General features: G+C 33.2%; 12 protein-coding genes. 8 read left to right on the forward strand and 4 right to left on the reverse strand.

What is annotated here, in order from left to right; all coding sequences use genetic code 11:
- The first annotated feature begins 351 nt into the window (after positions 1-351).
- The 8 genes from Q0649_RS19465 to Q0649_RS19500 all read left to right on the forward strand — a co-directional run bounded on the left by Q0649_RS19465 (position 352) and on the right by Q0649_RS19500 (position 10,206).
- On the forward strand, positions 352-1,452 hold the full coding sequence (locus Q0649_RS19465) for a GntR family transcriptional regulator (RefSeq protein ID WP_298845805.1): 1,101 nt from the start codon (positions 352-354) through the stop codon (positions 1,450-1,452).
- 265 nt (positions 1,453-1,717) lie between these two features.
- Positions 1,718-2,863: a substrate-binding domain-containing protein gene (locus Q0649_RS19470; RefSeq protein WP_298845806.1), complete on the forward strand. Its 1,146-nt coding sequence runs from the start codon at positions 1,718-1,720 to the stop codon at positions 2,861-2,863.
- A gap of 106 nt (positions 2,864-2,969) precedes the next feature.
- Complete coding sequence (locus Q0649_RS19475) at positions 2,970-3,938, forward strand: ABC transporter permease (protein WP_298845807.1); 969 nt, start codon at positions 2,970-2,972, stop codon at positions 3,936-3,938.
- An 11-nt stretch (positions 3,939-3,949) separates the two neighbouring features.
- On the forward strand, positions 3,950-5,458 hold the full coding sequence (locus Q0649_RS19480) for a sugar ABC transporter ATP-binding protein (protein WP_298845809.1): 1,509 nt from the start codon (positions 3,950-3,952) through the stop codon (positions 5,456-5,458).
- A 12-nt stretch (positions 5,459-5,470) separates the two neighbouring features.
- On the forward strand, positions 5,471-6,463 hold the full coding sequence (locus Q0649_RS19485) for an ABC transporter permease (RefSeq protein ID WP_298845811.1): 993 nt from the start codon (positions 5,471-5,473) through the stop codon (positions 6,461-6,463).
- A 232-nt stretch (positions 6,464-6,695) separates the two neighbouring features.
- Positions 6,696-7,007: a hypothetical protein gene (locus Q0649_RS19490; RefSeq protein ID WP_298845813.1), complete on the forward strand. Its 312-nt coding sequence runs from the start codon at positions 6,696-6,698 to the stop codon at positions 7,005-7,007.
- Positions 7,008-7,338: 331 nt separating this feature from the next.
- Positions 7,339-8,043 (forward strand): GDSL-type esterase/lipase family protein, encoded by a 705-nt coding sequence (locus Q0649_RS19495; RefSeq protein WP_298845815.1) that lies wholly within the window; start codon positions 7,339-7,341, stop codon positions 8,041-8,043.
- A 159-nt stretch (positions 8,044-8,202) separates the two neighbouring features.
- The gene (locus Q0649_RS19500; RefSeq protein ID WP_298845817.1) at positions 8,203-10,206 is read left to right on the forward strand and encodes an FAD-dependent oxidoreductase; all 2,004 of its coding nucleotides are present in this window, start codon (positions 8,203-8,205) and stop codon (positions 10,204-10,206) included.
- An 87-nt stretch (positions 10,207-10,293) separates the two neighbouring features.
- Here Q0649_RS19500 and Q0649_RS19505 read toward each other — a convergent pair whose 3' ends face one another.
- The 4 genes from Q0649_RS19505 to Q0649_RS19520 form a co-directional block, all read right to left on the reverse strand.
- Positions 10,294-12,096 carry a penicillin-binding transpeptidase domain-containing protein gene (locus Q0649_RS19505; protein WP_298845819.1) on the reverse strand — a complete coding sequence of 601 codons (1,803 nt, stop codon included), beginning with the start codon at positions 12,094-12,096 and terminating at the stop codon, positions 10,294-10,296.
- Positions 12,097-12,256: 160 nt separating this feature from the next.
- Entirely contained in the window at positions 12,257-13,075 is an 819-nt protein-coding gene (locus Q0649_RS19510; RefSeq protein ID WP_298845820.1) for an HAD-IIA family hydrolase, read from the reverse strand.
- Positions 13,076-13,121: 46 nt separating this feature from the next.
- The gene (locus Q0649_RS19515) at positions 13,122-14,480 is read right to left on the reverse strand and encodes a sn-glycerol-1-phosphate dehydrogenase (RefSeq protein WP_298845822.1); all 1,359 of its coding nucleotides are present in this window, start codon (positions 14,478-14,480) and stop codon (positions 13,122-13,124) included.
- A gap of 35 nt (positions 14,481-14,515) precedes the next feature.
- A partial coding sequence (locus tag Q0649_RS19520; RefSeq protein ID WP_298845824.1) for a glycerol-3-phosphate dehydrogenase occupies positions 14,516-15,523 on the reverse strand: 1,008 nt, incomplete at its 5' end.

The raw sequence follows: 15,523 nt of genomic DNA on the forward strand, positions 1-15,523 counted from the left end.
AGTGTTTCATTACATCATTTGCACCACGACCAAAGTAATCATGTAATTTTACATATTCTTTATAAATTGCTTCATAAGCCTTTAACTTTTCCATTATCTAAGTTTACAACCACTGCCCTTGAATACAAAGTTCCGTAGTCAACTCCAACTGTATATTTTGTTGCCATTTTATTGACCTCCCTCTTAGTAATCGCTTACAATACAAACTATAGTATTTATACGCATGAGTGTCAATATAATTTTATGCAAATTTAATATTTATACGTAACAATTCCAAATATTCTTGTGAAAAGGTTTAACAACTGATATAATATTTTATAATACAAGTATGTTATATTTTAGGAGAGAGATATGAAATATAAATATGAAGAAGTAATAGAAAAAATTATTAATTGGGCAATTAGTGAAAAGTATAAACCTTATGAGAAACTACCAACTGAATCTGAATTAATGTCTATATTTAATGTCAGTAGACATACAGTAAGAAAAGCAATAAGTGATTTAGAAATTCAGCAATATGTATATAGGATACAAGGAAGTGGTACGTATCTATCTGATTGGAAGCAAAGTGATTTGTATTTAAAAAAGAACAAAAACGTTGGTGTACTTACAACTCATATATCTAATTACATTTTTCCGGATATAATCAAAGGGATTGAAAGTACTCTATATGAACAATCCTATTCTCTTTTAATGTCGTCTACTAGTAATAACTTAATGCTTGAAAATAGCAATTTAAGAAATTTGATTGCGCATAAAATAGATGGTCTTATTCTAGAACCAACCAAAAGTGCGTATCAAATTCATAATTTAGAATATTTGAATAATATATTATCTAAAAACATTCCTATTATTATGATTAATGCTACTTATACTGCGATTAGGACTCCAAGCTTATGTGTTGACGATTTTACTGGTGGTAAAATAGCTACAGAATACTTGATATCTTTAGGCCATAAAAATATAATGGGTATTTTTAAAGTTGATGATTCTCAAGGTATCCATAGAATGAATGGATTTATTACAGAATGTCAAAAGAATGAAAATTCACATTCTAAAAATGAAGTTTTAACTTACCTTTCAGATGAAGTGGAAACAATACTTCCACAAAGAATAGAGGGTGTGCTGAAATCAGAGAAACGCCCTACGGGAATTTTTTGTTACAATGATGAAATTGCCTATATGGTGTTAAACATTGCACATAGGTTAAAGCTTAGAATCCCTGAGGATCTTTCTATTATTGGATTTGACGACTCATCGCTTTCAACAATCATGGAACCAAAATTGACTTCTATAACACATCCAAAAGAAAAGATGGGTATAGACGCTGCTAAACTAATTATTAAACTAATTAATAATGGTAATCAGTTCGAAGAAAATGATTCTATATTGTATGAACCTAAGCTTATTGTTCGGTGTTCTACAAGCCAATTCAAAATCACAAAGGAATAAATAACATAATATAGTGGTATATTTCAGTCAATAATGAAGGGAATAATAGAGTTATAACAATGATTTCTATAAATTAGTACGTATATATATAATGTTTAGGTTGACATTTATTAGAATAAATACTATTATTACACTTATTAAGAGGAATTACATAAAGAGGGGGCGACCAAGTTGTAATCGATTGTATTAGAAAATAATTTGGACAAGTTTATTAAAAAATGAATTATTCCTCTATTTAAAATATTTTTAAAAGGAGAAAACGTATATGAAAAAGAATAGGTTTTTACTTATATTTCTTGCTCTTGCAACGACTATGGCATTTACAGCCTGTGGTAGCACAAGTTCAAAAACATCAACGAGTGCTAAACAAATCAAAATTGGTGTATCTATTTGGAGTTCTACAGATGTACTAGGCAGCCAAAGCAAAAAGATGCTTGACGCAGCTGGTAAAGCACTTAATGTTAAACTGGTGTATGTTGATCAGGGTCATGAGTCTGCAGCTGTTACCGACAGTATTAGTACATTAGCAGCTGCCGGTTGCGATGGCATCATAATTTGCAACTCTGCTGATTCTGAGATGACCTCAGCCATCAACACTTGTAATTCAGCTCATATTTATCTAGCTCAGTTCTACCGCACCATAAATAAAGTTGCTAGTCCTCAAGTATATTCTTTGGCTAAGACTGCTCCATATTATATCGGAGCAGTACATGAGGATGAAGTCACTAATGGCTATACTCTTGCCAACATGTTGATCAAAAAGGGCGACCGACATATTGATTTAGAGGGTTGGGTTGCAGGCGATGCAACTTTTATTAGCAGATGGCAGGGATATAAGAAGGCTGTTTCCGAGTGGAACGCAGCTCACGCTAGCGATAAAGTAATTATGTCTGCTCCACAGTATGCTGGTACTACAGCTGAGCAAGGAGCTGCAGTTGCCAATTCATTTATGAACTCCGATTCTAAGATGGATGCTTTAATAGTTGCCGGCGGTGGCGGTGATCCTTTGGTTGGATCCGTAGGTGCTATCAAGAGTGCTGGTAAGACAGGTAAAATCCACGTTGTCTCTACTGATTTCTTACCTGATCTTGGTAAACAACTTACTACAGGCGGCATGACTGGTGAGTCTGGGGGTCACTATGCTGATCCTTTATATGCTTTTATGATGGTCTATAACGCAGCTAAGGGTAACTATAAGAAACCCGCTAACGGCTATGATGAGATTGTGAATCCATATATTTATGTTTCTTCCACTAAAGATTATGATAAATATGCTAAATACTTCGTATCCGAGTTTCCATACAATGATAAAGAGCTAAAGGCTATGGCAAACGACACCTTACCTGAGCTTAAAAAACAGGCAGCTGCTATATCAGTAAAAGATGTTGAATCACGTCACAGCGTCAAATAATACAACATCATTTTGCAATATTTGAACTACACGTATTGAGTATATACAAAATAATATTTCAGGGCCAGCGATATGTCACTGGTCCTGTTAAAAAGAAGGTGATCAAATGAGTTCAAGAGAAATAACACAAAAGTTAAAATCAAATAAGTTTATCAGTAATTATTTTGGCACTATTTTGTTGCTGTTACTTGTTTTGCTTTTCTGGTCTATTTTTAAAATCTTAGCACCTAACAATTTCGGCTCACCAGCGAAAATGTTATCATATCTTCAGTCTAGCATTATCTACGCTGTTGGAGGATGCGGTTTGTATTTCATTGTTGTCATGGGTCTGTTTGACTTTAGCATTGGCGCAAACATTGTTTTTTCAGCCGTCTTGGGTTGCTTATTCGCTCAGAAATTTGGTTATGCTGGGCTTATTATTGCACCTATTATCTGTGGAACGCTGATTGGCTTGCTTAACGGCATCGTCTATATCAAACTCCATATACCTTCTATAATAGTAACAGTTGGTCTTGCATTGATTTACGAAAGTCTGAGTGTTTTTGCAACTCAAGGTCAAGAACAAATATTGAAATCTTCAAATACTGCTTTTGGTTCGTATCCTAACAACATTATCCTGGCTTTGTGCGCGTTTTTTATTGCTGCACTGATTATCAAATACACGAAGATTGGTACATACACAAACGCAATTGGAGGCAATGAATATGTGGCCAAGAACATGGGTGTAAATGTAAACAAATATAAGGTTATTGCATTTTTGCTTTGTGGTTTCTTTGTCGGCATCATGAGTATTCTAACAATCAGCTATGGTTCATCCATGACTGCTGCAACGAATATGTCTTCTATGGGTAGAAACTTTACACCTCTTATGGGAACATTTTTCGCCCTAGCGTTTAAAAAATATGGTAGACCAATTACTGCTATTGTAATTGGTGAATTTATTATTTCTTTAATCTTTAACGGATTTGTTGCAATAGGTGCCCCAAGTACCATTCAAAATGTGGTAACTGGTGCTGCACTTCTTATTATTGTAATGTTAACGACAAATCATGCTAAAGACATTGTTGTAAAGTGAGGTGAATGAAAATGAAAACGAAAATGAAAGAAGAAATTTTAAAAGCAGAAAACATTGATAAATCGTTCGGAGTTACTCATGCGGTGAATAATATTACATTATCTTTCGCAAAGGGTGAAATTCACGGACTTATAGGTGAGAATGGTTCAGGCAAATCGACTTTTACGTCGATGCTTACAGGTATCTGTTCAATTGACAGTGGTAAATTTATTCTTGAAGGAAAGGAACTTAAGGTGAAAAATCAGGTTGAAGCTAACAATAATGGTGTTTCAATCATTGTTCAGGAGACGGGTACCCTCCCAGGGCTAACTGTAACTGAAAATATTTTTCTTGGTAATGAGGATAGATTTATAAAATTTGGCATTAAGAACACAACTGCCATGGATCGTGAAGCTCAAGCATTACTTAATAAATATGGTTTTAACCGCATCAAAGCTACTATGATGATTGATAACTATAACTTTGAGACCCGCAAGCTTGTTGAAATCGTCAAAGCAACTTATTTTGATCCTAAAGTAGTTGTTTTCGACGAAACTACGACTTCCCTTGGTCATGAAGGACGTACTGATCTTTACAAACAGATGAATCGCATCAAGGATGAAGGCAACACTGTCATCTTTATTTCCCACGACCTTGCGGAGGTAATTGAGCATACAGATGTTATTTCCGTTTTACGTGACGGCCAACTAATTGATACTGTAAATAGTGTTGATGTGAATGAGGATGACCTTAAACGATTAATGGTCGGTAGAATACTAAACGGCAAATATTACCGTACAGATTATGGTGAAGCTGTTTCTGATGAAGTCGTTTTATCCGTTAACAAAGTGAGTGTACCCAAACAGCTTAAAAATATCAGTTTCAATCTCCATAAGGGAGAGATACTTGGAATAGGTGGACTCAGCGAATGCGGTATGCACGAAGTAGGTAAGGCTGTTTTCGGTGCTTCATACGATCGAACAGGTGAGGTTGCTCTTGCGGACGGAACTCATATCAATTCCATCCCCGATGCAATCAGGCATAGCATTGCATTTGCCTCTAAGGATAGAGACAACGAATCTCTCGTTGTTAACGATTCTATTTGTGATAACATTTGCTTGCCATCTATGGATGACCTTAAAGTAAACCATATTCTATTAAATAAAAAGCTTAGTCAATTTGCAAATAAATATGCAAAAATTATCAGCGTAAAAATGGTAGACGTCAACCAGTTTGTAGCAGATCTGTCAGGTGGCAACAAACAGAAGGTGGTTTTAGCAAGGTGGATTGGAAAAAATTCTGATATCATCGTGCTTGATAGCCCAACACGTGGCATTGATGTCAAGGTTAAATCAGATATCTACACACTTATGAGTGAAATGAAAAAACAGGGTAAATCTATCATATTGATATCTGAAGAAATTCTAGAACTGCTTGGGATGAGCGACCGAGTCCTCATCATGAGAAATGGTGCCATCAGTGGTGAATTCATGAGGGATACGGCACTTACTGAAGAACACTTAATAACGAAGATGATTTAGGAGGTGAAAAATGTGATAGAATTAAAAGATTCAGAATTAAAGAGTAAAGAGAAAAAGAGTTTTCATTTTATATTTAATGAATTTATGAATAAGCCCTTAACTCGTACAGTGCTACCAGTTGTTGGACTTGTAGTCTTAATTGTCCTGTTTACAATTTTGACAGATGGGAGGCTCATTCTTCCTTTTAACATTGAACTGTTGCTTAGCCAGACATATATGCTTATGATTGCTTCAACTGGTGTATTTCTAATTATGACCATGGGTTGTCTAGACTTTTCTCAGGGATCAATGCTTGCCATCGCATCCATTGTGGTTTGCTATTTGTCCACCTATAACCTTGTTTTGGCAATCATAGGCGGTATCGTTACAGGTGCAGCAATCGGTGCGATCAACGGTTTCTTCCTCGTGAAACGAAAAATAATGTCCTTCATCGTCACCATCTGCACAATGTTCCTGTTCCGTGGTTTTTGTGCCTATCTGACGACGAATTCACCTGTTTATGCCGTTAGCAACATTTCTACATACCACACGATGCCTATAGAAATGACACTTACAGTCTCTATTTTGCTACTTGTGTTCCTACTCTTCCATTTCACGAAGCTAGGTAGTAACCTTAAGGCAATCGGCGCAGGCGAAACGGGATCTAGATTTGCTGGAATCAAAGTTGGTAAGACCAAATGGTTGATTTATATTGCTTCTGGAGCAATTACTGGATTTGCTGCGTTCATCAACGTAATAAATGTTGGTTCGGTAACTTCCACCAGTGGTAATATGATGGAAACTCAAATCTTGATTGCACTTGTTTTAGGTGGTTTGCCTATCTCAGGAGGGGCAAAGGTACGTTTCATTAACCTTATTGTGGGTGTTTTGACCTATAAGATTCTATCTGTCGGTCTAGTCATGATTGGGCTTACAACTTCGATGCAACAGCTGATTGAAGGTATTGTCTTCCTAATTGTTGTGGCACTCTTCAGCGATAGAAAGTCCATTCAGATAATCAAGTAACGATGTTATATCTTCTTCATTTAGTAGAAAGTGTTTATACTTAAAAAACGATAAGTTTTATTAACAAATTAAATGTAAAGGGAAATAAGTCTCTAATTAAAAAATTATTTTAATTAGAGACTTATTCTGTTGGTTTTATATAATTAACATAAAAGGTTACAGAGTCAAAAATATATTGTAATATGTCTTTTTATGGGGTAAGGTGTAAGGTGTAAACAAAGGAGGAGAAAAGATGGAACTTATTAGCTCAATTCTTAAATTTTTAGTACCACTTTTAGTAACTTTTTTCCCTGTTAGGATTATTCTAAATAGTGTTAATGATAAATTTAATATATTTACAACACTTCAGAAATCTATTAAAGAAAGTGGAAAAGAAAAATTGATAAATAAAGTTGTTTTTATTGTATCAATTGCTTTATTCTTACTTATTAGTAACTATATTAAGCTTAATGATTTTGAGTTTGGAATTTTAGCTGGAGTATATTATGGAATAGTATTCACTATCTTACCGGGGCAAGTAAATTCAGGTAATATTAAAAAATAGGCAAGCAAATAGTTTACGATTTATTGTTATTATCGACATTCAAATGACACATAGAATTGTTATTATTAACACATAGAAAGAAACTAGTAATTGATTTTTTAATTAGAGTCCCCCTTTAATTAAATATATATATAACTAGGAATTATAGAAAAAAAGACTCTAGCAAATTTTGCTAGAGTCTTTTTTAACTATCTACTTTATATGGACCAAATTTAAACACACCCACATTGGGGCCTTTAATTATTAGATAAATTGAAACTATAATATATATTTTACATTAATTTCAAGTTGTAGTATAGTTAATGTAAATATTATGTATTGGAGGTAAAATATGAAAGTCAAAAACGGATATCTTAAAGTTGGCACTGTTATATTAGTTCTAGGAATTTTAATAATTGGCACTATTTATAGAGAAGGGGGAGTAGGTTATACAAAATATGAAGTTTACGCTAAGACTATATATAATAAAAGAGAGTTTAAAAACAATCAGGTAACATTTTTGGGTGATAATATAGTTGATAAGTGTAATTTAAATGCATTATTTAATGATGCTAATATAGTCAATGAAGGTAAAGCTTGGGATACCACTATTGATATTTTGAATAGATTAGATGATGTTATAAAGATTAAACCAAAGACTTTGTTTTTACATATTGGTATAAATGATTTAAAACAAACAAAAGGACAAATCAGTAAAATTAATATTGATAAATCTATGCAGAATTATAGTGACATAATCAAAATTATAAAAACAAAATTACCTAATACTAAGATATATATTGAAAGTATTCTACCAGTAGATAATAATATCATTGCGCAGAAATATAAGTCGGACAAGCTATACAACTTTTATATTAGCAATGATTATATTAAAGTATTTAATACTAATTTAAAAATAATAGCATTAGAGAATAATGTAACTTATATAAATCACAGTACATTTAATCCGACTACTGAAACAGTGGATGGTATTCAGCCTAATGTTAAAGGATATTTTATATTGAAGAATGATTTACAACAATACATTTATAATTAAACAATTATAGACTATTTTGTGGTATATTGTATATGTGAGTAAATGTTTACATAACATACTTTTAAGATAGATTAATTATATTCAAATGCTCAAAATTAATAATTTTCAATGGTTTAAGTCACATTTTTAAAACTATATTATAAATAGGGAGGATTGAAAATGGGAAAAAACAAACTGTTTGAAACAATTAAAATTGGTAAGGTTGAAATTAAAAACAAAATTGTAATGGCACCAATGGGAGCGTACGGATTAATCTCAGACGATGGCTCATTTAATCAAAGAGCAATTGATTATTATGTGGAAAGAGCAAAAGGTGGAACAGGACTTATAATAACAAGTATAGTTAAAGTTGAAAATGAAATAGATAAAACAATAATGCCAGCTTTCCCGTGTGCAACAGGAAATCCAGCTAAATTTATTCAAACATCATCAGAACTTACTGAAAGGGTACATGCTTATGGAACAAAAATATTTCTTCAATTGACTATGGGATTTGGAAGAAGTGGAGCTCCTATATTAATGGCAAAACAACCAGTTTCAGCTTCAGCAATTCCAAATTATTGGGATCCATCTGTGACATGTAGAGAATTATCAACTGAGGAAGTAGAAAAGATAGTTAAAAAGTTTGGTGAAGCTGCTAAAATTGCTAAAGCGTCAGGTTATGATGGAATTGAGGTACATGCTGTACATGAAGGTTATTTACTAGATCAGTTTACGCTTGCAATATTTAATAAAAGGACAGATAAATATGGTGGCGATTTAAGAGGCAGATTAACGCTTCCTATTGAAATACTTCATGAAATTAAGAAAAATGCAGGACAAGATTTTCCAGTAGGATTAAGATATAGCATAAAGAGCTGTATAAAAGATTGGAGGCAAGGTGGACTACCAGGTGAGGATTATGAAGAAAAAGGTAGAGATTTAGAAGAGGGACTCGAGGCAGCTCAAATACTCGAGGAAGCTGGATATGATGAATTAAATACTGATGTTGGTACATATGATGCTTGGTATTGGTCTCACCCTCCAATTTATCAAAAACATGGATTGTATTTACCGTTTACTGAGAAATTAAAGAAAGTAGTAAAAATTCCTGTTATTGTTGCAGGTAAATTGGATACACCTGGAATAGGAGAAAAAGCATTAGAAAACAATCAAGCTGATATGATATCTCTTGGTAGGGGGCTTTTAGCAGATGCATATTGGCCTAGAAAAGTTTTACTTGGACAAGAAGATAGAATTCGTCCTTGCATTGGTTGCCATGATGGATGTTTAGGGAGAGCGTTTGAAAATAAACCACTATCTTGTGCTGTAAACCCATCTACAGGCCGAGAACGATATTATGAAATAAAGACTACCAATAGTCCTAAAAACATAATGGTTGTTGGTGGTGGCCTTGCTGGTATGGAAGTATCAAGAATTGCTAAAATGAGAGGGCATAATGTTACAATATATGAAAAAACTAATGATCTGGGAGGACATGTTATTGCTGGATCAAAACCTGATTTCAAGCTTGATGATAAAAGATTGCTTAATTGGTACAAAAACGAAATGAAAGTTTTAGATGTTAATTTAATGATGAATACTAAAGTTACAGAAGAGATTATTGATACATTAATGCCTGACGCGGTTGTTATAGCAACTGGGTCGAGTGAAGTAATGTTAAATGAAATTCCTGGGATTAAGAAAGAAAAGGTTGCGACCGCTAGTGAAGTGCTCGATGGGATTAAAGTTGCCGGCCAAAATGTAATTATGGTAGGTGGAGGACTTGTTGGTTGTGAGACTGCTTTATGGCTTGCTCAGCAAGGTAAAACAGTAACCATAGTAGAAGCTTTTAGTGATATTTTAAGCTCAGGAAAACCTATTCCCCATATGAATAAAATAATGTTAATTGATCTATTAAAGATTAATAAGGTAGAAAAAATTACGAGTACCGCTTTGCTTGAAGTAACTGATGAGGGTGCTTTATTAATTAACAATAAATTTGGTAAGAGTGAGGTTAAAGCAGATACTGTAGTTTTAGCAGTTGGATTTAAATCTGAAAGAGAATTGTTTTATAAAATGAATGGTAAAATTGCAGATTTATATATTGTGGGAGATGCAAACAATGCTGCTAATATAATGAATGCTATTTGGACTGCAAATGAAATAGGGTTAAACATTTGAAGTAACTACAATTAAATGTTTTTAAATTTATAGGAACTAAAATCTTCATTATAAAAGATTTTAGTTCCCATTTATATATCTTAAATTTTAGTTAGTCTTAGCAGAAGTCTTATCAACTGCTGTGTTTACTTTATCTGGGTTTATACCCATTATTGTAAATAACTCTGAAAATATTTTCTTTGCTGCGGGTACCGCGGTAAGAGCCGCATAATAGCTATTTGAATTTGGTTCTTCTACAGTAACTATTAGGCTTACTTTTGGATTATTTGCAGGGGCCATGCCTGCAAAGGATGATACGTATTTACCCTGTATATAACCACCGCTGACGCTATTAACTTCATTAGCAGTTCCTGTCTTACCACCTATATTATAACCTGCCATATATGTTCCTTTAGCAGTTCCTTTTTTTACGACCGTTTCTAAGTATGTTCTTAATTTTGCTGCTTTATCACTGCTCATTATAGTTCTTTTGTTAAAATTATCATATTGACTGTCCACAACTTTTTTACCGTTTTCATTATGAGATATATCTTTCATAACATGTGGCGTTATCCATGTGCCACCATTAGCAACAGCATTAAACGCAGCCATATATTGTATCTGGGTAACAGCAACACCTTGTCCATATGTCATCGTAGCAAGATCAAGTGGGGTAATAGTTTTTATATCTTTTATTAATCCTGTACCTTCTCCAGGTAAGTCTATATTAGTTTTTGCACCAAAACCAGCATTCTTTGTAAATTTATAAAGATTATCTTTTCCAACCATCTGTCCTAGCTTTATAAATGCTACATTGTCAGAATTTTTCAATATGTCTGAAAAATTTTCAACACCATATTTTTCTCTATTATCAGTATACAATGTTGTATTGCCAATTTTTATACTACCATTATTTATAAAACGATCATCATCAGTTACAGAATTATTTTGAAGAGCTGCTGCAGCCATAATAACCTTAAAAATAGATCCTGGCTCAAACACATCGCTTACAGCTTTATTCTTCCACGTCTGCTCTGATTGACTATTTGTTTTACCTTGAGCATATGGCTCATTTAAATTATAATTAGGTAAATTTGCCATTCCTAAAACCTCACCATTATTTGGATTCATAATTGTTATACTTACAGATTTCGCACCATTTGCTGTTAAAGTTTCTTTAGCCACTCTTTCAGCTAATTCTTGAATTCGTTCATCTACAGTTAAGGTCAAATTATTTCCATTTACAGGTTTTACAGTTAAAGCTTCATTATAAGGTAATTCATTACCGGATCTATCCATCTGAACCACTTTCATACCAGGAGTACCTGCGAGTTCATTGTTATAGCTCATCTCTACTCCGTTAACTCCGGAACCATTTAAATTGGTATGTCCTATGACCTGAGATAGGAAATTGTCATTTGGATATATCCTATCAATATCATTTGAAATTATTATTCCACTATATTTCAAATTATTAATAGAGGTTACCACTTCCTGCTTAACCTTTCTTTTAAGCGATACAAATTGAAGTAGTTTACCTTTACTGTTTTCTGTATTCAATGTTTTTTCAACAGAACTGATATTAATATTAAGAATCTTTGCCAATTTTTCCGAGGCTTGCTTTTGAGGTATCTTATTATCAACTAAATATTTATTTAATACGACTAAATCTACATCTACCCTGTAAACATTTATGTTTAATACTAAGTCAAAACCATTTCTGTCTACAATTGCCCCCCTAGAAGGAGCTAGTGTTATACTTTTAGTTTGCTGTTGCACTGCCAGCGTTTTGTAATTAGATCCATTAATAGCCATTACATAAAATAACCTGCCCAGTAAAATGCTAAATACTAAAGCAAATACTATACATACACCAAAAATCCTTTTTTTTCGCGGTTTTCTTTTTATCAATTTGTTCACCAACCTGATTTAAATTTTATTTTTATAATAATAGTAACACTTGTTTGTAGAAAGGTGTTACATTTATTTTTAATATACTAGATAAAAAGGATATATCTCATGGGATATATCCTTTTTATTGTTATCAAATTGAAAAATTTTATAATGATTTTTAACTATAAATTTCTTCTAATACGTTTTGCACGCCGCCTAATGAATCAAAAATAAGTGAAGGCTGTATTTCAGATTCAAGTAAATCTGAAAGCTTTGCTTCACCTGATAAAACAAGGATAGTTACAGAAGCATTATCTTTACCAATAGCTATATCTGTATAAAGTCTATCTCCTACAAATGCAATTTCTTCTTCGCGAAATCCAGTGTTTTTAAGAACATATTTTAGTGTATGATGGGAGGGTTTACCAAAGTATTCTGGAACCACGCCAGTAGATGCTGTAATCATAGAACATATAGATCCACAATCCGGTATAAATCCATCTTCAGTTGGACAATTAAAGTCAGGATTGACGCCTAAAAAGGTAGCTCCATTTCTTATGAATTCACAAGCCTTAGAAACATTTTCATAAACAAGTGATGTATCAAACCCTACGACAACAACATCTGCGTCCTCGGTAACTACATTAATGTTTGCGGCCCTAAAATCTTCTTTTAAATAATCAGTCCCCAAAACAAATACTTTTTTACTTGGCATATTTTCTTTTAAATAATTAATAATTACATAATTTGAAATGAGCATTTTATCATCACTCAAATTATAGCCCATCTTTTTAATTCTATTTATATAAATTTCTGCATTTTTAGAGGAGTTATTTGTGAAAAATTTAAATTTGATATTGTTTTTTTCCAGTTCTTCTAAAAATTTGATAGAACCCTCTAGTATTTTATCCCCTAAATAAACTGTCCCATCAAGATCTAGAATAAAGCATTTTACTCCTTTTAAAACTTCTTTTGAATCAAGTGTTCTGCCTACCATCCCTATAGCAGCTCCTTTCTAATATAATGTAAAAGTAGTCTGTAACTTATTTATAATAAATATTTGTTATATAATCTGCAGCTTCCTCAAGTTTTCCTGCATCTTCAAGAAGTTGCATAATACCATATCTATTACGCATATCTTTTGCAGCAATAAAACTTTTTCTGAAAAGTTCTTTACTAAGTCCTAATTCTTTAGGATCCCAAACTGCGCCTGCTTTTTTTAGAGTCTTAATTATTTCTATAGGTTCTGGTACGAAAGAATCACATATTTTCTTTATATCGTCCCAATTGGATCCTATTTTCTGCATACTAGCTTTTCTATCTTCTTCATTAAAATTAATACTACCTTGCTTAAATTCTATAATATTTGGTGCACTTATAGTAAATACATCCTTTATATTTTGTTCCCAGGTGTTTTTATCAAGATGCATGTAGTCACCTTTTTTAAGTATTTCATCAATATTTAAATCTTTTGCAAATTTAAATGCATAAGCTACAACTCCCACACCTACACCTACGGTATTACCATGGAGCCATTTTGTATTATCGCCACCATTCATAAACATCATTTCATAACAATGTGATAAATAATGTTCTCCACCAGATGCAGGTCTTGATGCACCTACCATTCCAATAGCAATTCCAGATAAAATTAGTGCCTCAGTTATGTTTTGTACAGTACTTGCATTTCTACTGGTTACGCCCGCTGCAGCTTCTTCACACTTCTTTAAAGTACTAAGTACTAATTTTTCAACTTCAGGGCAAAAGTATTCTTTGTTTATGATCTTTGCAACATGCCAATCTGCAAGGGCTGTATATTTACCTAGGATATCTCCAAGACCAGCCTGAAGCATAAGCATAGGGGCCTGTTTCATAATATCAATGTCACAAACAATCGCGAGTGGGTAAACTCCATCATAAGTAACTTTTACACCATCACATATTAGGGGAGATACTACAGAGGCATAACCATCCATTGAAGGTGCTGTTCCAACTATGACATAGGGAATATTAAGTTTGCATCCTAAAAACCTTGAAATATCGTTGATAGTCCCAGATCCTACTGCAATAATAAGGTCTGTTTTTGCTGGTATTTCTAGTAATAATCTTCCAAGAGTTAATTCATTGGGATGTAAATGTTTCTCATTAAATATATATTTACTAACTTTAAATTTTTCATTTAATAATTCTTCTACTCTTTTGCCTGCAACTTCATAAGTATGGGTGTCTTCTATAATAAACACTTGTTTGCCTTCATAATTTTTGATTACAGTTGGTAATGTATTTATAACACCACTGCCAACCTTTATAGTTTCTATCCCTACACTATGATTTTTGCCACATGAACACATGTAATTAAGACCAGTCATTTCTTCTATACTTAGAGCTACTAAATCTTCCATATTTTTTCCTCCTTAAAGTTCATTTAATTTTTAATTTATATTTTCTCAGTTTCGAAAGCCTTCCATGGAATGTCAACCGCAGCCGCACCAGAATTTATTATATTATCAACATGCATTAATAGTGGGAAATCACTAAGTTTCACAATTCCTCTTTTAGCAAGTACGCGAACTCCACGTGCAGTACGAGTAGCAATAACTATTGATTCAAGTGTTACTCCTTTTAATTGTTTAATAGATTCTTCAATTGAAAATCCTTGTCCAAGTAGAGTTCCAACTTTACGTGTACGTCCACCAAATACTGTTACATAAAGGTCGCCAGCAGATAAGATAATATTTTGCTCACCACCACCAACTATCTCAAGGAGATGTTTCATTTCTTTTACACTTTGTCCAAAAAGCCCAGCTTGAGAATTATAATGTTCGTGACCAGAGCCGTCTGCTCCAATAGCAAGACCTATAGCGAGGGACACACCTAGTGCATAAGCATTTTTAAGGGCTACTGCGCATTCAACACCTACAACATCTGTAGAGAGGCTGATATGGTAGTATGGAGATTCAAACAAGCTCTTAAGCATTCTAAGGATAACTATGTCATAACCACAAAATGTAACAACTGAATTATCTTTGTCAGCTAGTTCATAACTAGTACATGGACCACCTATAGCATTTATAGAAAGTTTCTTATTTAAAATAAGCTTGCTTTTAAAATATTGTGGATAAGTAATCATACTGCCGTCTTCTAAATCAATCATTCCTTTTGTTATTGAAAGAAGGGGAATGTTTTCAGGTATGATAGGCAATATATTGTCTGCAAACCAATCAACACCAAAACTACTAACTCCACAAATTACAACGTCTGCTCCATCAAGAGCCTTATTTACATCTTCGATTTGATAGTATTCAATACCGGCTTTAGGTAATTGACGTTTTAATAAAGTGTGAAAACCTGTAGTCCTTGCTGTATCAATGACTTCTCTATCTAGAGGTGTACCAACTACTCTTACTTTATTACCATTTTCAGTTGCAGGAAAAGATAAAGCACA

Origin of the sequence: uncultured Clostridium sp. (assembly GCF_937920395.1) — a bacterium.
Lineage (GTDB): Bacteria > Bacillota > Clostridia > Clostridiales > Clostridiaceae > Clostridium_AD.

What these genes read in the sequence shown, in the direction of transcription:
- Q0649_RS19465 (WP_298845805.1), top strand. Translation starts at nt 352, where the DNA reads ATGAAATATAAATATGAAGAAGTAATAGAAAAAATTATTAATTGGGCA.
- Q0649_RS19470 (WP_298845806.1), top strand. Translation starts at nt 1,718, where the DNA reads ATGAAAAAGAATAGGTTTTTACTTATATTTCTTGCTCTTGCAACGACT.
- Q0649_RS19475 (WP_298845807.1), top strand. Translation starts at nt 2,970, where the DNA reads ATGAGTTCAAGAGAAATAACACAAAAGTTAAAATCAAATAAGTTTATC.
- Q0649_RS19480 (WP_298845809.1), top strand. Translation starts at nt 3,950, where the DNA reads ATGAAAACGAAAATGAAAGAAGAAATTTTAAAAGCAGAAAACATTGAT.
- Q0649_RS19490 (WP_298845813.1), top strand. Translation starts at nt 6,696, where the DNA reads ATGGAACTTATTAGCTCAATTCTTAAATTTTTAGTACCACTTTTAGTA.
- Q0649_RS19495 (WP_298845815.1), top strand. Translation starts at nt 7,339, where the DNA reads ATGAAAGTCAAAAACGGATATCTTAAAGTTGGCACTGTTATATTAGTT.
- Q0649_RS19500 (WP_298845817.1), top strand. Translation starts at nt 8,203, where the DNA reads ATGGGAAAAAACAAACTGTTTGAAACAATTAAAATTGGTAAGGTTGAA.
- Q0649_RS19510 (WP_298845820.1), bottom strand. Translation starts at nt 13,075, where the DNA reads ATGGTAGGCAGAACACTTGATTCAAAAGAAGTTTTAAAAGGAGTAAAA.
- Q0649_RS19515 (WP_298845822.1), bottom strand. Translation starts at nt 14,480, where the DNA reads ATGGAAGATTTAGTAGCTCTAAGTATAGAAGAAATGACTGGTCTTAAT.